Genomic DNA, 20,075 nt, shown 5'->3' on the forward strand with positions numbered 1-20,075 from the left:
CATTACGTGCCCGGGCGCGAGGACGTGTATGTCGGAGACCTATGGCGATCTCCCGGTGAGTTGGGCCGCCGCCGTTCGGCGCCGCCGGAGCGCCATGCTTCAACGTTTCGGAATGGGCGCAGCGATCGGGCTGATTTTCAGCCCCCTGTTCGGCTGGGTCTTCAGCTCGCTTTGGGTCACCGTCTATTTCGTGATCCAGATTGCCGATCTGTGGGTCTTCGAGCCCATTCACAGCGGACGCGTCGAACGCATGGGGCGGATCCGATCTGCCATCGGCGGAGCCCTGCTGTTCCTGAATGCCGCAACCTTTGGTGTGCTTTCCGTGCCCCTGTGGCTGAACGGCGGGGCGATGGGCGGCATCTGTGCGGCCATCCTGCTGGCGTCGGGCGCGATCTACGCCGTGGTCAATTCGCCCTCTTCGATGCGCGTGCTGGCAATCACCATCACGCCACAGTTCCTTTATCTCGCAGCACAGCCCGTCTTCATGGTGATGAACGGCGCGGACCCCACGATCGTGACCGCCATGTCGATCGCCATCATCGTGTTCGCGGCCTACTGCCTGAGCACCTGGCGATACATGACCAAGGCCCGGATGGCCGAAAGCGCAGCCCGACTGGAAGCCGACCAGAAGCGGGTTCAGGCTGAAGCCGCCATGGCCAGCCGCGCGGCCTTCCTGGCGGCCGTCGGGCACGATCTGCGGACCCCCATCAGCGCCATCCTGACCGGTGCCGCCGAACTCGAGCGGGGAGCCAGCGACGGCAATGCCCGGGCTCAGGCAGCCCTGATCACGGACGCCGGCTGCATGATGAAGGCCATGCTCGACGATCTGCTCGACCACGCCAAGCTGGACGCCGGCCGGATGACCGTCGAGGCGACAGATTTCGATCTGCGGAGCCTGCTGGCCCAGACCATGCGGCTCTGGCAGGGCCCCATCCGGGCGAAAGGCCTCAAATTGCGGCTTGAGGGCGCGCGCGATGTGCCGACCTGGGTCCGCGGCGACGCCATGCGGATGCGTCAGATCCTCAACAACCTGATCTCGAATGCCGTGAAATTCACCCGGGAAGGCGCGATCACCGTGCGGCTCCGGGCCTGGGCCGACGAACCGTCTGGCCATGCGGTTCTGATCGAGATCGTCGATACCGGTCCCGGCATGACGGCCGACCAGCTGGCGCGCCTGTTCACCCCGTTCGACCAGACGGCAGATGGCATCAGTGCCCTGCATGGTGGCTCTGGTCTCGGCCTCGCCATCAGCCGCGATCTGGCTCAACTGATGGGCGGGCGCCTGACCGCCCGCGCCACGCCGGGTGTCGGCGCCTGTTTCACCCTGTCGCTCGTGCTCGAGCCGGCCCTGGATGTGGAGACGCCCCGGGCGGAGCGCATCGCGGAGGATCGCGGGATGATTGCCCGGGCGCTTTCAAACCTGCCCGCCGGTGCGGCCCGCTCCGCGACGACCGAAACGCCCCGGCCTCGCCCAATCCCGGAGGCCGCGCCCGTCTTCCATGAGAACGAAAGTGAGCCGGATCCACAGGAAGACCGCCCATTGCGGGTGCTGGTCGTGGACGACCACGACATCAACCGACGGGCCGTTGAGCTCATTCTGTCGCCCCTCGGGTGCGACATTGCCACGGCTGCCGACGGATTGGCTGCGCTGCGACTCTGCGAAACCGGCAGTTTCGACGTCATCTTCATGGACGTACGGATGCCTGAACTCGACGGGCGGGAGACAACGCGCCGCCTCCGTGCAGGGTCCGGCCCCAATGCCGGGGTCCCTGTCATAGCCGTCACGGCCGATACGGCACCGGAGGACATTGCGGCCTGCATGGACGCCGGGATGAGCTATTTCGTCTCGAAGCCACTCACGCCACCGGCCCTGCTCGGCGCCCTGAATCATGTCCTGTCGGGCAGTGACGCCGGGATCGAGACTGTAGCGGCCTAAGGCCGCGACAGCCGACCTAGGGGCTGGGCCTCAGAGCTGGGCGATCAGATGCTCGGCCGTGGAGACCTTGAATTCGCCAGGCTGTTCGACATTCAGCTGGGTGACCACGCCGTCCTTGACGAGCATGGCGTAACGCTGCGAGCGCTCGCCCATGCCAAAACCCTTGGCGTCCATGGTCAGGCCGATGGCCCGGGCGAAATCGCCGTTGCCGTCGCCGAGCATCATGATCTCGTCGAGGCCGATCGACTGGCTTTCGGCCCAGGCCTTCATGACAAACGCGTCATTGACGGACACGCAGGCGACGGTATCGACGCCCTTGTCCGCAAAGGTCGTCAGATGATCGACGAAGCCGGGCAGATGCCGCGCCGAGCAGGTCGGGGTAAATGCGCCCGGAACGGCAAACAGGGCGACCGTCTTGCCCTTGAAGACGTCGTCGGTCGTGACCGGCCGGGGACCATCGGCCGTGGCGTGGCTGAAGGTCGTGGCGGGAAGGCGATCGCCGATCTGGATGGTCATGACTGTCTCCGGGATATCCGCGCAAGCGGCGGCTGATGGCACATAGCGCTGCGTAGGCGGGTCGCCAAGGCCCGGAACGCGGCGTCAGGGCACTTGCATCCCTGTCCGCCGTTAACGATGATCCGTCATGGACCAATTCACACCCCTGACCGGGCGGCTGCTGGTGGCGATGCCCGGGATCGGGGATCCACGCTTCGAGCATGCGGTGATCCTGATATGCGCCCATGCGCGCGATCATGCGATGGGTCTGCGTCTGGACCACCCAGCCCCCATGGTCGATCTGAAGGCTGTTCTGGCCAAGCTGGATGTGCCGGCACCGTCATCGGCCCACGGTGTGCCCGTGATGATCGGCGGGCCTGTCGAGCGCGAGCGGGGGTTCGTCCTGCACACCGACGATTGGTCGGCCGGCGAGGCCAGCATACCTTTCGGCGAGGCACTCGCCATGACGGCGACACGCGAGGCCCTTGTGGCCATGGTTGATCCCGAGACCGGACCCCGGCGTGCAACCCTGCTTCTCGGCTATGCCGGATGGGGGGATGGGCAGCTCGAGGACGAGCTTGCCGAGAATGTCTGGCTGGTGTCCGACCCCGACAATGATCTCATCTTCGATCGGGAGCACGAGACCAAATGGGCGCGAGCCCTCGCTCGGATCGGCGTCGACGCCGCACGGCTTTCGGGACAGGCCGGTCGCGCCTGACCGCCTAGCGGATTGTCGCCCCTTCGTCCTGAAGCGGCGCGTGGTGGACGATCTGGCGTCTTGCGACGGCGTAGGAGACCAGCCAGAGCGCCATGGCCCAGGCCGCCCCGACACTCCAGCCCGCCAGAACGTCTGTCGCCCAGTGAGCGCCGAGATAGACCCGCGTCACGCCCACCAGCAGGGTGATGACGATGGCGACGCCAAGGACGAACCCCTTGACCCTGTGCCTGGGAAAGGCACGGGTCAGCATCACCCCGAGGCTGAGGTAGAAGACGGCGGACAACAGCGCGTGGCCTGAAGGAAAGCTGGCGTTGATGGTGTCGACAGCCTGATAGGCTTCGGGCGGTCTCTCCCGTTCGAAGACGGCTTTCAGTCCCTCGCTCAGCGCCACGCCGCCGGCGAGGCCGAGGACCAGCAGCAGTGCGGACAGACGCTTGCGCTGGATCAGCAGGAAGACCACCGCGACCGTGGCGAAAAGGCCCAGGACAGCGATCCCGCCCAGCGAGGTCAGATCGGCGGCAGCCTCTTCCAGCCACCAGGGTCCCCAGGCATTGTCCGGTGTGGCCGTTGGACGCAGCATCGACAGGATCATCCAGTCAAAAGCCCGGCCGTCCGCCTCGGTCATATCGTCGGCCAGTTCGACAAAGACCACGATGCCAAGGGCGATCACGAAGATCGCGCTCAACGCAGCAAATTCCGTTCTCGCGACGCGGAGCGCCCGTCTGGAAAAGACAATCAGTCCGTTCAAAGTCATGGCGCGCTAACGGCCAAGCTGCTGCCCCGTTCCGAAGGTATCATTATCACGCGTTCGTGATCTCGCACGATAGCCTAGCGTCACGCTGACGTCGCGGTCTTTCCACAGGCTTCTCCCGTCTTGTCTGGGCGATTCGCCCAGAAAGTGATCGTCAATCCCGTTGACGGGTCGTTAGCCATCTGCGCCCTATAGGTGGTGTGGGCATCGCCGGTAGCCACTAGATCATGTGGTCATCGGCGGGGGCGGCTCATCAACCGATTTGTTCAGGGCAAAGACGACTATGGCTCCCAGCGAGGCTTTGAAGACTGTGGATTTTGCGTCGGAAATCGGCGCGACCAGTGACCGACCCCAGTTGAAGGTGGTGCGTTCGATCCAGCTGGACCGTTCGCGCGACGATCTGCTGACCGATTTCGGCAAGAAGACACTGGAGGACCGCTACCTGCTGGCCGGCGAGAGCTATCAGGACATGTTCGCCCGCGTTTCGACGGCCTATGCCGACGACGCGGACCACGCCCAGCGCGTCTATGACTATATGTCGAAGCTGTGGTTCATGCCCTCGACGCCCGTGCTGTCGAATGGCGGCGCAGCGCGCGGCCTGCCGATTTCCTGCTTCCTGAACTCGGTTCAGGACAGCCTCGACGGCATCCAGCGCGTCTGGAACGAGAACGTTTCCCTCGCCTCCAACGGCGGCGGCATCGGCACCTACTGGGGCGGCGTCCGCTCCATCGGCGAGAAGGTCAAGGGCGCCGGCCAGACCAGCGGCATCATCCCGTTCATCCGGGTGATGGATTCGCTGACGCTGGCCATCAGCCAGGGCAGCCTGCGTCGCGGGTCGGCGGCCGTCTACCTCGACGTTCACCACCCCGAGATCGAGGAGTTCCTCGAGATCCGGAAACCCTCGGGCGATTTCAACAGGAAGTCGCTGAACCTGCACCACGGGATCAACATCACCGACGAGTTCATGGAGGCTGTCCGGGCGGGTGACACCTTTGCCCTGCGTTCGCCCAAGGACAATGCGGTGATCCGCAACGTCGACGCCCGCAGCCTGTGGCAGAAGATCCTCGAGATCCGCCTGCAGACCGGCGAGCCCTATCTGATCTTCTCCGATACCGTGAACCGGCAGATGCCGCAGCACCAGCGCGACCTGGGCCTGAAGGTCAAGCAGTCGAACCTGTGCTCCGAGATCATGCTGCACACCGGCCCCGACCATCTGGGCATCGACCGGACGGCCGTCTGCTGCCTGTCCAGCGTCAACGCCGAGATGTTCATGGAGTGGCGCGAGGAGCCCCGCTTCATCGAGGACGTGATGCGGTTCCTGGACAATGTGCTCGAGGACTTCATCACCCGCGCGCCGCCGGAAATGGCTGCAGCCGTCTACTCGGCCAAGCGCGAGCGGTCGGTCGGACTGGGGCTGATGGGCTTCCACTCCTTCCTGCAGGCCCAGGGCGTGGCCTTTGAGTCGGCCATGGCCAAGTCCTGGAACATGCGTCTTTTCAAGCACCTGCGCCGCGAGGCCGACAAGGCCAGCGTCAAGCTGGCCGAGGAAAAGGGGGCCTGCGAGGACGCCGCCGAACGCGGCGTGATGGAGCGGTTCAGCCACAAGCTGGCCATCGCCCCGACCGCCTCGATCAGCATCATCTGCGGCGGAACCAGCGCGGGGATCGAGCCGATCCCGGCCAACATCTATACGCACAAGACCCTGTCGGGCTCGTTTGCCGTCAAGAACCCCTATCTGGAGCGGGTGCTGGACGAGAAGGGCCTGAACACCGATGCGACCTGGAACTCGATCCTCGAAAACGAAGGATCAGTGCAGCATCTGGAGTCTCTGACCGACGACGAGAAAGGCATCTTCAAGACCGCCTTCGAACTGGACCAGCGCTGGGTCATCGAACTGTCGGCGGATCGGTCGCCGGAAATCTGCCAGGCGCAGTCGATCAACCTGTTCATCCCGGGCGATGTGAACAAGTGGGACCTGCACATGCTGCACTGGTCGGCGTGGGAGCGGGGGGTCAAGTCCCTGTATTACCTGCGCTCCAAGTCGGTTCAGCGCGCAGCCTTCGCCGGTGCCGAGGACAAGGCCGAGGTCGAGCCGGATCCCAACCAGCCGGACCTCTTCTCGGCCGCCCGGACCGATTACGACGAGTGCCTGGCCTGCCAGTAGGCCCACCCGGAGCCTGAACGGCCCCAGGAAATCACAGCCGTCGCGGCAACGCGGCGGCTGCGATCGTATTGGCGGATGATCAAGGCCGGGTCTTCAACCCTTGTATGACGCAACGGCGGCGACGATCCGGTCCTGGGTCGCTTCGTCCAGATCGGAATGCATCGGCAGGCTGATCACCACGTCCTTCTTGGCCTCGGTCACCGGCAGGCCCTGCGGCCCGCGCGGGTGATGCTGGTAGGCGGGCTGGAGGTGGCAGGGGATCGGATAATAGACGGCAGAGGGCACGCCCTGTTCCTTCAGATGAATCGCCAGACCGTCACGGTCGGGGTGTTCGATCGTGTACTGGGCCCAGTTCGAGACATTGCCCGCCGGCAGGTGGGGCACGGCGGCGACGTGGGGGGCCAGCAGCTCGTTATAGCGGGCTGCGATCCGGGTGCGCCATTCGATCTCATGACCGAAGACCTTCAGCTTCTCGATCAGGACCGCCGCCTGGACCGTGTCGAGGCGCGAATTCATGCCGACCCGCATGTTCAGATATTTGGTATCGTGCTCGAAGGTGCGGCCGACCAGGTCCTTGGCCACCGCCTTGCCGTGGACGCGATAGCTGTCGATCTCCTGGGCCAGGTCGTCATCGTCGGTCAGCACCGCTCCGCCGTCGCCGTAACAGCCCAGCGGCTTGGCCGGAAAGAAGCTGGTGGTCGTGACATCGGCCCATTTCAGCGGATGATCGCCGTTGATGGTGCAGCCAAAGCCCTGGGCCGAGTCGGCGATCAGCTTCAGCCCGTGCTTGTCGCACATGGCCTTGATGGCCGGATAGTCGGCGGGTTGACCGAACAGGTCGACGGCGATGACGACCCGGGGCTTGAGCCTGCCTTCGGCGATCGTCGCCTCGATGGCCGCCTCAAGGTGGCCGGGATCCATGTTGTAGGTCCGGGGATCGATGTCGATGAACACCGGCGTGGCCCCCAGCCACGGCACGACCTCGGCCGTGGCGCAGAAGGTGAAGCTGGGCACAAAGACGGCGTCGCCCGGGCGGATGCCCCAGGCCATCAGCGGCAGGACCAGGGCCTCGGTCCCGTTGGCGCAGCCAAGCGCGTGTTTCGCCTGACCGAAGGCCGCAAGATCAGCCTCGAAGGTCCGGACCTGGGGGCCCATGACATAGGCCCCGCCCTCGACCGCCTCCATGATGGCCGCCTCGATCTTGCCGCCCAGACGCAGGCGCTGGGCCTGGAGATCGATGAAGGGAAGCGACATGGAAAACTCCTTCTGGCGGCCGGCCGTCATCATGCCCGGGCAGGATGGCGAAGCAGCAGGCTACGATGGTTGCGCCCTCTATCAAAGTCGGCGGCCTGAAGGGGTCACATCGCGTTGCGGCTTGCAACGGAGCGGACTATGCGATGGGAGATGACCCCCTCGTCCCGCCCCGCTGTCTTCCTTGATCGCGATGGTGTCCTGATCGAGGACAGCGGCTATCCGCATCGGCCCGAGGACCTGGTTCTGATCTCCGGGGCGGCCCGTGCCGTTGCGGCGATCCATGCAGCGGGTGCCCTGGCCATCATCGTCACCAACCAGTCCGGCGTCGGCCGCGGCCTGTTCAGCCTTGAACAGATGGAGGCATTCAATGCCCTGCTGGTCGAGAGGCTGGCGGCAGAAGGCGGGCGGATCGACGCGGTCTATGCCTGTCCGTTCCATGCTGAAGCCGTGGAGACGCGCTTTCGCCATCCCGATCATCCGGATCGCAAGCCCAACCCCGGCATGATCCTGAGGGCGGCACGGGACCATGGCGTCGATCTGTCGCGATCACACCTCGTCGGGGACCGCGACAGCGATCTGGAGGCAGCGCGGCGGGCCGGGGTGGTGGGTCATCTGTTCACGGGCGGTGATCTGTCGGAGTTCGTCGGGGATCGGATCGCATCGCATTTCGTCGCTTGATGAAATAAGCTGGCGACGCACCGGACGTTGTGTGCCCCAGCCGAGAGTCGCGTCATGCCCTTCACCGAACGTCAGTGGACCTCGTCCGACAGCCTGACCCTGTTCGCGCGCGACCATGCGCCGGGGCCCGGCCCGGCCCGTCTGCCGGTCATCGCGATCCATGGACTGACCCGCAACAGCGCCGATTTCGAGGTCATCGCCCCGCTGATCGCCCAGAGCGGGCGGCGGGTGCTGGCCATCGATGTCCGGGGGCGGGGCCGGTCGGACCGCGCCCCCGATCCCATGACCTATACCCCCGAAGTCTATGCCCGGGACGTGATCGCCCTGATGGAGCAGACGGGCATCGAACGCGCTGTCTTCATGGGCACCTCGATGGGTGGGCTGATCACCATGGCGCTGACGGCGATCCGGCCGAAAGCCATTGCCGCCGCCATTCTGAACGACATCGGGCCCGAGGTGTCTCCCGAGGGTCTGGCCCGGATCGCCGCCTATTCCGGCCAGCCAGTCGAGATCAACGACTGGTCCGATGCTGCGGTCTATGCGCGCCGCATCAATGCCGTCGCCTTTCCCGAGTACACCGACGCCGACTGGGAAGCCTTCGCCCGGCGGACCTTCCGCGAAGGCACGATGGGCGCGCCGGTGCTGGACTATGATCCCGACATCGCCGTGCCGATCCGGGCGGCAGGGGCGAAGGCGCTCGTGCCCGCCCTCTGGCCATTCTTCAGGCGACTGGCCCGCAAACGGCCCACCCTGCTGATCCGGGGCGCAACGTCGGACCTGCTGAGCGCCGAGATCGCCGCGAAGATGCGCAAGGCCGCGCCCACGATGGACTATGCCGAGGTCCCCGGAATCGGCCACGCCCCGATGCTCCATGAACCCGAGGCGCGCGGCGCCATCTTCGAGTTCCTGGCGGGCGTCGCATGAGCAGGAACGGACCCGGCTCGCATTTCACCGGTCAAGCCTCTATCTATCCGCGATGACTTTCCGACCCACGACGATCGAACGCGCTTATCAGCTGGCTGAAAGCGGAACCTGCCGCACGGTCGGCGACATCAAGGTCAAGCTTCAGGCCGAGGGCCACGAGCGGGTTCAGGACCGGCTGTATGGCGGTTCCCTGACGTCGGCCCTGCGCAAGCTGTGCACGGCCAACTATGTCGCGCCCGAGGGCGAGGACGCAGTGGCCGCCACGCCTGACGATGACGACGACGACTGATCAGTCGGCGGGCATGCGCCCGGCATTGACGGCGATCCGTCCGATCAGGCCCTTCACGATCAGGTCCAGCGCCGACCCCTCGCGATAGTCGGCGGCGGCGACGAAATTGACCCGGTCCTCGGAAATCAGGCTGTAGATCTTCTTCTGGTCCCGTTCGTCCGAACGCGGATCGTAGACGGCGATCGAAAAGCCGCCCTTGGTGTGCATCATCTTCATGGTGGGAACATCGGTGTCGCCATCGCCCATGAAAATCATCCGGTCGAAGGGGACGGACCGTTCATCATCGGGGATGAAGCGGTTGATCCGCTCGTGCTCCCAGTGGTTCAGCACACCCTTGTTGATGCGGAAAAGATACTGGGTCTTGGTCGTGTAGTTGACGCCGACCGCTGGCCAGATCGCCACGCCGTCGGCGTCATAGACGAATTTCGACGCGAAGACGTGGTGGAAGGCGTCGCGGATCGGACAGCCGTCGATCATCTCCTCCAGCCCGGCGGAGACGATGTAGTGATCGATGTCGAGGCCGTACCGCTGTCCGAAAGCATTGATCCGGTCGAACCAGCCGAGGCCGGTCAGGTCGGTCTTGAGCCCGTCGAACAGTTTCACGTCCTGGCCATGGTCGCGCAGCATCGCCCGGGTGATCGGGGTGCCGTTGCGCCGGGCGTGGTCCAGCATCAGCTGCATATACATCAGGATGCCATCGCCATCGGCCGCCCGGGTCAGGCTCTCGGCCTCGGCCCAGAAGTCACTCTTCTCCATACCGACCGAGGGGATGAAGCTGACCTCCTGCATGTTCCCTCGCGCGAGGGTGCCGTCGAAGTCATAGATCAGGGCGGTCTTCAGGGGGGCGGCCATCGGCAGGGTCCAGCGCTCGCAAGCGGTCTTGCCGATCCCATAGCCTGCGAGACCGCCCGTTGAAACGGGACATTACATCTCCGTAAGATGCGTGGGCGTGGATCGCTGCTAGGGTTCAGGCTCTCCGATCCGGGATCATGGATATCCGCCGATGAAACTCCGCCTCCTCGCCACCGCCGCCGCCTCGGCGCTTGTCATCGGCCTGGGGGCCGTCCCGGCTCACGCCCTCGCCCCGGCTGCCGAAGCCCAGGCCGCCGCTCCGGCCGGCATCGCGGTGCCGCCGCTCGGGTTCGTCAAGCGGACGCTGGCCAATGGCATGGACGTTTATACGGCGCGTGACACCTCGACCTCGAACGTGACGGTCCAGGTCTGGTACCGCGTGGGATCCAAGGATGACCCCGCCAACCGTTCGGGCTTTGCCCACCTGTTCGAACACCTGATGTTCAAGGCGACGAAGGATTTCCCGGACGAGACCTTCGACCGTCTGACCGAGGACGTGGGTGGCAACAACAACGCCTTCACCAGCGATGACGTCACGGCCTATTTCGAGACCATCCCGGCCAACCATCTGGAGCGTCTGATCTTTGCCGAGGCCAGCCGTCTGGGCTCGCTGGTCGTCAATGAGGATGTGTTCGAGAGCGAGCGCGATGTGGTCAAGGAGGAGTACCGCCAGGGCGTCCTGGCCAGCCCCTACGGCCGACTGTTCAGCGTCTTCCTGCCCCAGACGATCTATCAGGAGCATCCCTATCGCCGCACGACGATCGGTTCGATCGAGGATCTGGACGCAGCGACCATCGAGGACGTGCGCCGGTTCCATGCGACCTACTACAGGCCCGATAACGCCATCCTGATCGTTGCCGGCAATTTCGACGAGGCGCAGCTGAATGGCTGGGTCGACCAGTATCTGGCCCCGATCAGGAACCCGGACCGGCCCCTGCCCGTCAATGACGTCAAGGAGCCCGAGCCGACCGGACCGCGCGAGGCGACCTTCCATGCGCCCAACGTCCCTCTGCCCGCCGTCGTCATGGCTTGGCCAACGATCCCCTATGTGGGCGAGGACCGGGCGGCCCTGACCGTGCTGGACGGCATCCTGTCGACCGGGGAAAGCTCGCGCCTGTATCGCTCGCTGGTCTATGACCAGCAGGTCGCGGCCTCGATCGGCTCCAGCGCCGATTTCTCGCAGCAGGCCGGGGCGCTATACGCCTTCTCGATCCTGGCCGGTGGCAAGACCCCGGATCAGGGCATCGCCGCCCTGACGGCCGAGATCGCCCGTTTCCGCGACGCGCCCGTTACCGACGCCGAACTGACCGAGGCCAAGAACGAGCTGGTGGCCGACGCCCTGCGCAACCGCGAGACCATCGGCGATCGCGCGACCGTGCTCGGGTTCGCCCTGATCAACGGCAATGACGCTGCCTATGCCGACCGCGAGATCGCGTCGATCCAGGCCGTGACGGCCGCCGATGTGCAGAGGGTCGCCAACCGCTATCTGACGCCGGAGCGGTCGATCACCCTCCGCTATCTGGCCGCGGACGAGGCCAATCCGACCTCGCAGCAGACACTGAACGTCGATGCCCCGGTCAAGGTCGCCGACCTGGCCCCCGTCGGCCAGCTGTTCACCCTGCTGCCCGAGGCCGAGCGGGCACCGTTGCCGGATGTGACCGAGGCCGTGTCACCGACGACACCCGCCGTGGCCGACTTCCGCCTGGACAATGGCCTGCGGGTTCTGGTCGCGCCCAAGGCGGGGCTCCCGCTGGTTTCGGCAAGGCTGAGCTTCGACGCCGGATCCGCCGACGACGGAAATGGCAAGGCAGGCGTTGCCTCCATGACGGCCGCCCTGCTGACCCAGGGAACCACGACCCGTTCGGCCCCCGAGATTGCGACCGAGATCGAGGCCCTGGGCGCATCGATCGGGGCCGGGGCTGGCTCGGACTTCACCAATGTCTTCGCCAATGCCCCGTCGGACGTGTTCCCCCAGACCGTGGCGTTGATGGCTGACCTGGTGCGCAATCCGACCTTTGCGGAAGAGGAACTGGAGCGGCAACGCACCCAGACCCTCGACTCCCTGAAGATCGCCCTGTCGACCCCGGGTCCGGTGGCCGGTCAGGCCGCCAGCCGCGTCATCTACGGCGATGCCGCCTACGGGGCTCCGGGCGGGGGCACGCTGACGACCATCGCCGGCCTGACGCGCGCCGACGTCGCGGCCTTCCACGGGTCCCGTTACCGGCCATCGGAGGCGACGCTGGTGTTCTCGGGCGACATCACGCCGGACGCCGCCCGGGCGCTGGCCCAGCAGGCCTTCGGCGACTGGCAGGCCCCTGGCGAGGCCGCAACGCCGTCGGCCGATCCGGCCGGTGCAGCCCTCGCCCCGCGCGTGGTCGTCATCGACCAGCCGGGTGCCGGTCAGGCGGCGGTGACCGTCGCCCTGCGCAGCGTTCCCCGCTCGGACGACGCCTATTTCCCGCTGACCGTCGGCAATACCCTGCTGGGTGGCAGCTTCACCTCGCGCCTCAATCAGGAAATCCGAATCAAGCGGGGTCTCAGCTACGGTACGCGCTCGTCACTGGGCGTGCGCCGGGACGAGGGCCTCTTCACGGCCTCGGCCCAGACCCGCAACGATGCCGCCGTCGAGGTCGCGGACCTGATCCTGGCCGAGGTCCGGCGTCTGGGCACGACTCAGCCGACCGAGAGCGAACTGACGACGCGGCGGGCCATCCTGACCGGGGCCTTTGGCCAGTCGCTGGAGACGGTCGACGGTCTGGGCGGCGTGGTAGCGGGCCTTGCCCTCTACGACATCCCCATGAGCGACCTGGCCACCTATGCCGCCAGCGTCGAGGCCGTGGATGGCCCGGCGATGCAGGCAGCCTTTGCCGAACACCTGCCGGTCGAACAGGCCAGCCTGGTCATCGTCGGCGATGCCGCCCAGTTCATCGAGGCACTGCGGGCGAAATACCCGAACGTCGAGGTGATCCCGCTCGCCGATCTCGATCTGGACAGCGCGGCCCTGAAATAGGGATCAGGCGGACAGGCAGACGACCTGCGCCACGCGCAGGTCGCGCCTGAGCTGTTCGGAAACCTCGCCGTAGTTGTCGGTCGTGATGTCCTGGGCCAGGACCCGTTCGTCGGGGCGCTGTTCGCCCCGGATGGCAGGGCCATAGGTTTCCGGCGCGGTCGTATAAACCCGCCCGCGCCGCGGGGACTCGGCGATGGTCACGCCGATCGCACGCCCGCGCGAATCGATCGCCGGAGCGCCGGACAGCCCCGCGAGGGTGCCGTCGAGCCCTTTGGACCGACCCACCTCGGCCCAGACCAGAACCGGTTCGTCGCGCGCACCGCGTCCGCGGACCCGCAGGATCTCGCGGCCCAGCAGGCGGGTGGTGATCTCGCCCGGCTCGCCCTGGGGAAAGCCGGGATGAAAGGCGCGCTGTCCCAGCCGCAAAGGGCGCTCAGCCGTGACCGGCAGGGCCGCGGGCCCACCCTCGGTCATCATCAGGGCGATATCGGCCTTTTCGGCCAACCGGACATCGGCACCGACCGCGCGTCGGTCGCCGACCACCAGGGCCGGACGTCGGCAGCCCTCGACGACGTGCCGCGCTGTGACCCAGCGCCCGTCTCCGGCGATGGAGAAGGCCGTGCCCGATGCCGGCTGGAATGGCGTGTCGGGGTTGTTCACCGTGACCATTGGATCAAACAGGGTCACGGGTCCGAGCAGGGCCCCTTCGGCCTCACTGGGTGCCTCGTCCTCCGGCCGGTTCGCCGTGTCCGCATTCTCGCGACGGCCCAGGGATACGACCACGAGCACGGCGACGACGGCGATGTAGACGGTCCAGTCCGGGAGGCGGGGAAACTGCATGGCGGCTCAGCCCGTCAGGGCGGCTGCCGTGATCAGGGCGGTGGCCAGCTTGGCGGCGACCAGCAGCACCGCGGCGGCGATCTCGCCCTTCTGAATCCGCTGGGGCAGGCCGGTCAGCACCATGTCGACGATCCGGAAGGCCGTGAGCTGGAGTGCAAGCGTTGCGATCCCCCAGATCAGGATGTCCCGGACGGTGGTCGAGACCGACATGGACACGGCGAGCGGGATGGCGATACCCAGCAGCACACCCCCAAAGGCCACGGCCGCGGCCGCATTGCCCTCGCGGATGAGCTTGATCTCTTTCCACGGCGTGAGCATCGCATAGACGGTGGCCCCAAGCCCCAGCAGCCCGAAGGTCACGACCAGATGCAGGACCAGGACCGGAAATCCGCTGGCGAACGCCTGGACCTCCGGGCTGGTCAAGGTATCGGTGAAGGAGGGCGACGACATGGACGGAATCGAGAACCGGGGTTGGCTCGCGCAGGCAAGCGCGTACAGAACACACCACAGCCTGTGCCCGAATCCCGCCCCAATCCGCAAGCGCAGCTTTGCCACACTGTGTGATGAAACTTTACCAAGGCCGCGAGGTTAACCGCGCCCTCACGATTAACACGAAAACTCAGCTTGATGACCGAACTGAAGACTGTCCTCGTCGTCGCCGCCGCCCTGATAGACGTCGATGGACGCGTGCTGATCGCGCAGCGGCCAGAGGGCAAACATATGGCCGGGCTCTGGGAATTCCCGGGTGGCAAGGTCGAACCTGGCGAACGGCCCGAGGCTGCGCTCGTTCGCGAGTTGAACGAGGAGCTCGGCATCGACGTCACGGAAGCGTGTTTGTCGCCCTTCGTGTTTACCAGCCACGCTTACGAATCCTTTCACCTGTTGATGCCATTGTTCCTTTGTAGACGCTGGTCTGGTGTGGTCGAACGACGTGAACATGCTGCCTTGGCCTGGGTTCGTCCGAACCGGTTATCGGACTATGCCATGCCGCCCGCCGACGCACCGCTGGTCGCCTGGTTGCGCGATCTTATTTGAAGCGCCCAGCAAGAAGGGCTCGAATGTTCAAGCTTTTCGTCCGCCTGATCGATGACGAGCGCGGTGCAACCGCCATCGAATACGGCCTGATCATCGCCCTGATGGCAGTCGTCATCCTGACGGCGCTGACGGCCTTTTCCAACACCTCGACCGGCGTGTTCAACGCGGCGATGGCGAGCATCGCGGCAGCAATGGGCGGGGGATCCTAGCGCCCGGGTTTATGCTCGATGACGCCCAGGGCATCAGCCAGGCGCGTCTGGGCTGATCCGCGAGGCAGAGGTCTCGGCTGCCTTTCGTGCGGTGCCCATCCCGCCAGATTGACGATCTCGAAGGTTGCCGGAATGCGTCCTTCCGCATCCCCATGGCGTTGTCCGTAAAGAACGGCAGCACGAAGAAGGATCGACCGGTTCAGAGGCCGAATGACCCCTGCCAGGACATTGGTTTCGCCCATGCTCCGCAAATCCCTGATCAGGGCAGACAGGTCCGGATAGGTGACCGTCAGCCGGTCGACATCCGACACCGGCAAAGCAAACCCCGCCCGCTGAAGCAGGGCTGCACCGTCATAGCCATCGGCGAAGGGCGAAATCCGGGCCTGGGCTCCCCCGCGCTCGGACAGTTCCGCCTCGGTCAGCACCGCGCGCAACTCCTTCAGGGTGCCCGCGCCGAGCAGGGTCCCCAGAAACAGCCCGTCGGGTTTCAGGGCCCGCCGGATCTGGGCGAGGGCTCCGGGCAGGTCGTTGGCCCAGTGCAGCGTCATCAGGGAGACGACCAGATCGGCAGAACCATCCGCGATGGGCAGAGACGTGGCTCCGGGAGCCGCCGCTCCGCCCGCCATCGACCGTGGCAAGCCGACACGGTGTGCGGCTATGCTTTGCGTCAGAAGCTCGGCGAAAGGGCTTGGATGGGCTGACAGGTCGACCGCGACCGGAAAGTCGCGCAATGTCGCCTCCAGACTGGCCACGGCATTCTCGGCCGCGCGTCGGTGCAGGAAGTCGGCCCCGGCGAAACGCCCGAACGACCGCGCCAGACGTGTCGCGCGGCGGGCGCTGTCGAAGATGATCGGCGGGCCGCCGGAGGAGGGATCGGAGGGGTTCATGTCTTTTCAGGATGGCGACTGGAGCGGTGGATTGAAAGCGCCCGCGCGACTCCGCGCGTTCGGTCGCGGTCTTGTCGATCTGATCCTTCCGCCCGTGGCCCACGACACGCCCGAGGCCACGGCCGCAGCGGGCCTGACGCCGGGGGCCTGGAGCCGGGTCGTTTTTCTCGAAGCGCCGGTCTGCGATGGCTGTGGCGCGGCGTTCGAGTTCGACGGCGGGGCGTTCGCGTCGGAACGTTGTGCCGCCTGTCTCGCCTCGCCGTACCGCTTCCAGCGCGCCCGGGCGGCCTGTGTCTATGACGAAGCGTCCCGGGGGCTGATCCTCAAATACAAGCACGGCGACCAGCAGCAGTTTGCAGGACTGTTCGCTCGCTGGATCGAACGCGCGGCCTCGGACCTGATCGCGGGTGCCGATGCGATCGCGCCGGTACCGCTGCACCGGATGCGGCTGCTGGCCCGTCGCTTCAACCAGGCGGCAGAGATCGCACGGCCCCTGGCCCGTCACGCCCGTCTGGACTACCTGCCCGATGCGCTGGTGAGGACCCAGGCCACGGCGAGCCAGGGCGGCATGTCGATGCGTGGCCGGCGCCTGAATGTCCAAAAGGCCTTTGCCGTGACCGAAGCCGGCCGTCGACGGATCAAGGGTCGCCGGATTCTGCTGGTCGACGACGTGCTGACAACCGGTGCAACCGGCGAGGCCTGTGCGAGGGCGCTGCTGGATGCCGGGGCCAGAGCGGTCGACCTGGCTGTCATCGCAAGGGTGCGAACCGCGCGAGAACTGCCTATGTAACGGATCTGTCGTGCAAGGCGTTTGCGCCGCGCACTGTGTCGTGAATGGAGCCCGTATTGGCCGACGTCGTTATCTATACCAAGCCCGGTTGCCCTTACTGCGCCGCCGCCCTGTCCCTGCTGGCCCGCAAGGGGGCCAATGTCACCGAGATCGTTGCCTCCAGCGACCCCGCGAAGAAATCCGAGATGGTCGAGAAGTCCGGCGGCAAGGCGACCTTCCCGCAGATCTTCATCGGCGGAAAACACGTCGGGGGCTCGGACGATGTCCATGCGCTGGACCGTCGGGGCCAGCTCGACTCCCTTCTCGCCGCCTGATCATGTCCCGCCCCCTCGACATCGCCCTGATCCAGACGCGGACGCCGGCCACGGCAGACGCGGCCCTGGCCCATGTCGAGCCCCTGATCCGTGAGGCTGCGGCCGGGGGGGCGCGGTTCATTCTGACGCCGGAGGGCACCAACCTGCTGGAGCAGCGGCGGGACCGGCGCGGTCTCGCCATCACCGACGAGGATCAGGACGTCGCCGTAACCGGCCTGCGCCGTCTGGCGGCTGAACTGGGCGTCTGGCTTCTGATCGGGTCCGCGATCGTGCGGTCCGGCCATCCCGCCGATGACCGCGCGGCCAACCGGTCGCTGTTGATCGATGCCCACGGCACGATCACCGGCCGCTACGACAAGCTCCACGTCTTCGACGTCGATCTTCCGAACGGCGAGACCTACCGGGAAAGCGCGAGCATTCGGCCAGGGGATGCCGCAGGCCTGACCCAGACCCCCTGGGGCCTGCTGGGGATGACCGTCTGCTACGATCTTCGCTTTCCGCATCTTTTCCGGCAACTGGCCAGGGCCGGGGCCTGCATGATCTCTGTCCCTGCGGCCTTCACCGTGCCGACCGGTCAGGCCCACTGGGAAACGCTTCTGCGGGCCCGGGCGATCGAGACCGGCTGCTTTGTCCTGGCTCCGGCCCAGGGAGGCCCCCACGAGGACGGCCGCAGGACCTGGGGGCGGTCCACTGTCGTAGGCCCCTGGGGCGAGGTGATTGCCCATGTCGATCACGACGCGCCGTGCGTCCTCCATGCCCAACTGGATATGGCGGCCGTCGAAAAGGCCCGGGCCTCAATCCCGCAACTCCTGCACGACCGCGATTTCGCGCCGCCCCGCTAAGGTCCCGCCGTTGATCCGCTACGCCCTGCAATGTGATGCCGACCATGGCTTCGAGGCCTGGTTCAGCTCGTCGTCCGACTATGATGCCCAGAGCCAGCGCGGGCTGGTCGAATGCCCCTATTGCGGCTCGCATGGCGTCACCAAACAGATCATGGCCCCGGCCGTCGCGGGCACCCGCCGCGAAGCGCCATCGCCCGAGACGGCCGCAAAGGTGCGGTCGATGATGATGGACGTCGCCCACCAGGTGCGCAGCCATGTCGAACAGAATTTCGACTACGTCGGCGATACCTTCGCCCGCGAAGCCCGGGCCATCCATGAGGGGGTGGCTGAAAAACGCGAGATCTATGGCGAGGCGACGCCGACCGAGATCAAGGCGCTGAAGGCCGACGGGGTCCCGGTTTCCCCCCTCCCCCCGCCGCCGGTTGATCCGGCCAAGGTCAACTGATGACATTGACCCGTGGCTGGCGTCCGATGACGGCAGACGATCTGGACGATGTCGTCGCCATCGCGGCGATCGGCTTTCCGGGCCACCCGGAGGACCGCGCCTGTTTCGCAAGCCGCCTCGCGGTCTTTCCGGAGGGTTGTTTCATCCTGGATGGCGAGGGCGGGGTGAAGGGCTATCTGATCACCTATCCCTGGGCAGCGGACAGTGCGCCGGTTCTGAACCGGCGCATCGCTGCCGTCCCGGAGGATGCGTCCGTCCTGTATCTCCACGACCTGGCCCTGCATCCGGACGTGCGCGGCGGGGGCTGGTCACGGTCGGCCATGGACAAGGTCCTGGCTTTGGCAAGGTCCGGAGGGCGGCCGACCATCGCCCTGGTCGCCGTCAATGATGCCGTCGGCTTCTGGCAGGGTCACGGGTTCGCGGTGCGACAGACGCCGGCGATGGCGGCCAAACTGGCCAGCTATGGCGCCGACGCCCGCTACATGGTTCGAACCGTCTAGCTGCGGGTCCAGCCCTTCTCGGCCATGCAGTCGCGGAAGGCAGCGTTGTTCGTGCTGTCCACGCGCTCGCGGCACTCCGAACGGGCGGTGTCGAACGGTTGGGCATTGTTGCCGTGCCAGGCCGTCTCGTCATGGTCGGCATCGATCACGGTGATGCAGGCCGAAGTCGAAAGCGCAGCGGTGGCGATGAGGGCAATGAGGGCGAGGCGTTTCATGGTGGGCTCCAGACGATTGAAGCGCCACCGTGACCAATCCCGTGGTCCAAAGTCCCGTTACAAACCGGCAATCCGGATGAATTCGGCGTAATCCAGCCGTTCAGTCCCGCGTCGCGACCATCATGAAATTGATCGCCGTGTCCGTGCTTTCGCTCCAGCGGTCGGTCAGCGGGTTATAGGCCACGCCATAGGGACCGTGGACGGTAACCGGCTCCGCGGCCAGCATCTTGCGGATCTCGTCGGGCTTGAGGAATTGTCGCCAGTCGTGCGTGCCGGCAGGCAGCCAGCGCAGGATGTATTCCGCGCCGATCTTGGCCAGGGCGAGGGACTTCAGCGTACGGTTCAGGGTCGCCACGACCATCATCCCGCCCGGGGCCACCAGCCGCGAACAGGACCGGATGAAGGCCTCCGGATCGGCGACGTGCTCGATCACCTCCATGGTCAGGACGACATCGAAGGGGCCAGCGTTCTCGGCCTCGAGCTGCTCGACCGTCGCCGCGCGATAGGCGATGTCCAGTCCCTGCGGCTCGGCATGGGCGCGGGCTGTCCCGATGTTCTTTGCAGAGGCATCGATGGCGGTGACGGCAAAACCCATCCGGCACATCGGCTCGGCGATCAGCCCGCCGCCGCAGCCGATGTCCAGCAGGGTCAGACCCTCGAACGGCGCGCGCGCCTGCGCATTCCGCTCGAACCGGGTCGCCGCCTGGTCGCGGACGAAGGCCAGTCGGGTCGGGTTGAACTTGTGCAACGGCGCAAACGGGCCCTTGGCATCCCACCAGAGGGCGGCCTGGGCCGAAAACCGGGCGACATCGGCAGGATCGATGCTTGCGCCCTCGGCAAAATCGGAAAAGCCCGTCTCCGATTGGGGTTTGCGCTGACGGTTGGTGTCGTTAGAAGCGGCCATGGTCGCGAGGGATGAACGCCTGC

General features: G+C 66.2%; 23 protein-coding genes. 14 read left to right on the forward strand and 9 right to left on the reverse strand.

Annotated features, from left to right (window positions below):
* Window positions 1-94: 94 nt before the first annotated feature.
* Window positions 95-1,936: an ATP-binding protein gene (locus GGR13_RS02450; RefSeq protein ID WP_246347637.1), complete on the forward strand. Its 1,842-nt coding sequence runs from the start codon at window positions 95-97 to the stop codon at window positions 1,934-1,936.
* A 30-nt stretch (window positions 1,937-1,966) separates the two neighbouring features.
* Here the strand turns inward: GGR13_RS02450 and GGR13_RS02455 are convergent, their stop codons facing one another.
* Window positions 1,967-2,452: a peroxiredoxin gene (locus GGR13_RS02455; protein ID WP_183211863.1), complete on the reverse strand. Its 486-nt coding sequence runs from the start codon at window positions 2,450-2,452 to the stop codon at window positions 1,967-1,969.
* Window positions 2,453-2,579: 127 nt separating this feature from the next.
* Between GGR13_RS02455 and GGR13_RS02460 the strand changes: the two genes are divergently transcribed.
* On the forward strand, window positions 2,580-3,149 hold the full coding sequence (locus GGR13_RS02460; RefSeq protein WP_183211864.1) for a YqgE/AlgH family protein: 570 nt from the start codon (window positions 2,580-2,582) through the stop codon (window positions 3,147-3,149).
* A gap of 4 nt (window positions 3,150-3,153) precedes the next feature.
* Here GGR13_RS02460 and GGR13_RS02465 read toward each other — a convergent pair whose 3' ends face one another.
* Entirely contained in the window at window positions 3,154-3,834 is a 681-nt protein-coding gene (locus GGR13_RS02465; RefSeq protein WP_343060281.1) for a phosphatase PAP2 family protein, read from the reverse strand.
* A 349-nt stretch (window positions 3,835-4,183) separates the two neighbouring features.
* On the opposite strand from GGR13_RS02465, the gene GGR13_RS02470 reads away from it, so the two are divergent.
* Window positions 4,184-6,064: a ribonucleoside-diphosphate reductase subunit alpha gene (locus tag GGR13_RS02470; RefSeq protein WP_183211866.1), complete on the forward strand. Its 1,881-nt coding sequence runs from the start codon at window positions 4,184-4,186 to the stop codon at window positions 6,062-6,064.
* A 93-nt stretch (window positions 6,065-6,157) separates the two neighbouring features.
* Here GGR13_RS02470 and GGR13_RS02475 read toward each other — a convergent pair whose 3' ends face one another.
* A complete protein-coding gene (locus tag GGR13_RS02475; protein ID WP_183211867.1) occupies window positions 6,158-7,318 on the reverse strand; it encodes a DegT/DnrJ/EryC1/StrS family aminotransferase in 1,161 nt (386 codons plus the stop codon).
* Between the two features lie 150 nt (window positions 7,319-7,468).
* Here GGR13_RS02475 and GGR13_RS02480 point away from each other — a divergent pair, with 150 nt between their 5' ends.
* From GGR13_RS02480 to GGR13_RS02490, 3 genes are read left to right on the forward strand one after another with little or no spacing between them, the layout of a single operon-like run.
* Window positions 7,469-7,996, forward strand: a complete 528-nt coding sequence (locus GGR13_RS02480) for a D-glycero-alpha-D-manno-heptose-1,7-bisphosphate 7-phosphatase (protein WP_183211868.1) — start codon at window positions 7,469-7,471, stop codon at window positions 7,994-7,996.
* Between the two features lie 54 nt (window positions 7,997-8,050).
* Window positions 8,051-8,920, forward strand: coding sequence for an alpha/beta fold hydrolase (locus GGR13_RS02485; RefSeq protein ID WP_183211869.1), 870 nt, complete (start codon window positions 8,051-8,053; stop codon window positions 8,918-8,920).
* Window positions 8,921-8,972: 52 nt separating this feature from the next.
* Window positions 8,973-9,209: a hypothetical protein gene (locus GGR13_RS02490; RefSeq protein ID WP_183211870.1), complete on the forward strand. Its 237-nt coding sequence runs from the start codon at window positions 8,973-8,975 to the stop codon at window positions 9,207-9,209.
* On the opposite strand, the gene GGR13_RS02495 is transcribed toward GGR13_RS02490, so the two are convergent.
* Window positions 9,210-10,061 carry an HAD family hydrolase gene (locus tag GGR13_RS02495; protein WP_183211871.1) on the reverse strand — a complete coding sequence of 284 codons (852 nt, stop codon included), beginning with the start codon at window positions 10,059-10,061 and terminating at the stop codon, window positions 9,210-9,212. It lies immediately after the preceding gene.
* Window positions 10,062-10,212: 151 nt separating this feature from the next.
* Here GGR13_RS02495 and GGR13_RS02500 point away from each other — a divergent pair, with 151 nt between their 5' ends.
* Window positions 10,213-13,071, forward strand: a complete 2,859-nt coding sequence (locus GGR13_RS02500; protein ID WP_183211872.1) for a M16 family metallopeptidase — start codon at window positions 10,213-10,215, stop codon at window positions 13,069-13,071.
* Window positions 13,072-13,074: 3 nt separating this feature from the next.
* Here GGR13_RS02500 and GGR13_RS02505 read toward each other — a convergent pair whose 3' ends face one another.
* Both GGR13_RS02505 and GGR13_RS02510 read right to left on the reverse strand, forming a co-directional pair.
* Window positions 13,075-13,911 (reverse strand): S1 family peptidase, encoded by an 837-nt coding sequence (locus GGR13_RS02505; RefSeq protein WP_183211873.1) that lies wholly within the window; start codon window positions 13,909-13,911, stop codon window positions 13,075-13,077.
* Between the two features lie 6 nt (window positions 13,912-13,917).
* A complete protein-coding gene (locus GGR13_RS02510; protein WP_183211874.1) occupies window positions 13,918-14,361 on the reverse strand; it encodes a DUF350 domain-containing protein in 444 nt (147 codons plus the stop codon).
* 177 nt (window positions 14,362-14,538) lie between these two features.
* On the opposite strand from GGR13_RS02510, the gene GGR13_RS02515 reads away from it, so the two are divergent.
* A complete protein-coding gene (locus GGR13_RS02515) occupies window positions 14,539-14,946 on the forward strand; it encodes a (deoxy)nucleoside triphosphate pyrophosphohydrolase (protein ID WP_183211875.1) in 408 nt (135 codons plus the stop codon).
* A 23-nt stretch (window positions 14,947-14,969) separates the two neighbouring features.
* Window positions 14,970-15,155 carry a Flp family type IVb pilin gene (locus GGR13_RS02520; RefSeq protein ID WP_183211876.1) on the forward strand — a complete coding sequence of 62 codons (186 nt, stop codon included), beginning with the start codon at window positions 14,970-14,972 and terminating at the stop codon, window positions 15,153-15,155.
* Here GGR13_RS02520 and GGR13_RS02525 read toward each other — a convergent pair.
* Window positions 15,152-16,042, reverse strand: a complete 891-nt coding sequence (locus GGR13_RS02525; protein WP_183211877.1) for a methyltransferase domain-containing protein — start codon at window positions 16,040-16,042, stop codon at window positions 15,152-15,154. The genes GGR13_RS02520 and GGR13_RS02525 overlap by 4 nt on opposite strands.
* On the opposite strand from GGR13_RS02525, the gene GGR13_RS02530 reads away from it, so the two are divergent.
* From GGR13_RS02530 to GGR13_RS02550, 5 genes are read left to right on the forward strand one after another with little or no spacing between them, the layout of a single operon-like run.
* Window positions 16,041-16,832 carry a ComFC family protein gene (locus GGR13_RS02530; protein WP_183211878.1) on the forward strand — a complete coding sequence of 264 codons (792 nt, stop codon included), beginning with the start codon at window positions 16,041-16,043 and terminating at the stop codon, window positions 16,830-16,832. The two genes, GGR13_RS02525 and GGR13_RS02530, sit on opposite strands and share 2 nt — an antisense overlap.
* Window positions 16,833-16,888: 56 nt before the next feature.
* Window positions 16,889-17,146 carry a glutaredoxin 3 gene (gene grxC / locus GGR13_RS02535; protein ID WP_183211879.1) on the forward strand — a complete coding sequence of 86 codons (258 nt, stop codon included), beginning with the start codon at window positions 16,889-16,891 and terminating at the stop codon, window positions 17,144-17,146.
* Window positions 17,147-17,148: 2 nt separating this feature from the next.
* Window positions 17,149-17,988: a carbon-nitrogen hydrolase family protein gene (locus GGR13_RS02540; RefSeq protein ID WP_183211880.1), complete on the forward strand. Its 840-nt coding sequence runs from the start codon at window positions 17,149-17,151 to the stop codon at window positions 17,986-17,988.
* Window positions 17,989-17,998: 10 nt separating this feature from the next.
* Window positions 17,999-18,433, forward strand: coding sequence for a DUF1178 family protein (locus GGR13_RS02545; RefSeq protein ID WP_183211881.1), 435 nt, complete (start codon window positions 17,999-18,001; stop codon window positions 18,431-18,433).
* Window positions 18,433-18,933, forward strand: a complete 501-nt coding sequence (locus GGR13_RS02550) for a GNAT family N-acetyltransferase (protein WP_246347638.1) — start codon at window positions 18,433-18,435, stop codon at window positions 18,931-18,933. The genes GGR13_RS02545 and GGR13_RS02550 overlap by 1 nt, the downstream gene beginning before the upstream one ends.
* Here GGR13_RS02550 and GGR13_RS02555 read toward each other — a convergent pair.
* Entirely contained in the window at window positions 18,930-19,148 is a 219-nt protein-coding gene (locus GGR13_RS02555; RefSeq protein WP_183211882.1) for a hypothetical protein, read from the reverse strand. The two genes, GGR13_RS02550 and GGR13_RS02555, sit on opposite strands and share 4 nt — an antisense overlap.
* A 100-nt stretch (window positions 19,149-19,248) precedes the next feature.
* Complete coding sequence (ubiG, locus tag GGR13_RS02560) at window positions 19,249-20,052, reverse strand: bifunctional 2-polyprenyl-6-hydroxyphenol methylase/3-demethylubiquinol 3-O-methyltransferase UbiG (RefSeq protein ID WP_183211883.1); 804 nt, start codon at window positions 20,050-20,052, stop codon at window positions 19,249-19,251.
* Window positions 20,053-20,075: the final 23 nt, after the last annotated feature.

The organism is Brevundimonas variabilis, assembly GCF_014199945.1.
Taxonomy (GTDB): Bacteria; Pseudomonadota; Alphaproteobacteria; order Caulobacterales; family Caulobacteraceae; genus Brevundimonas; species Brevundimonas variabilis.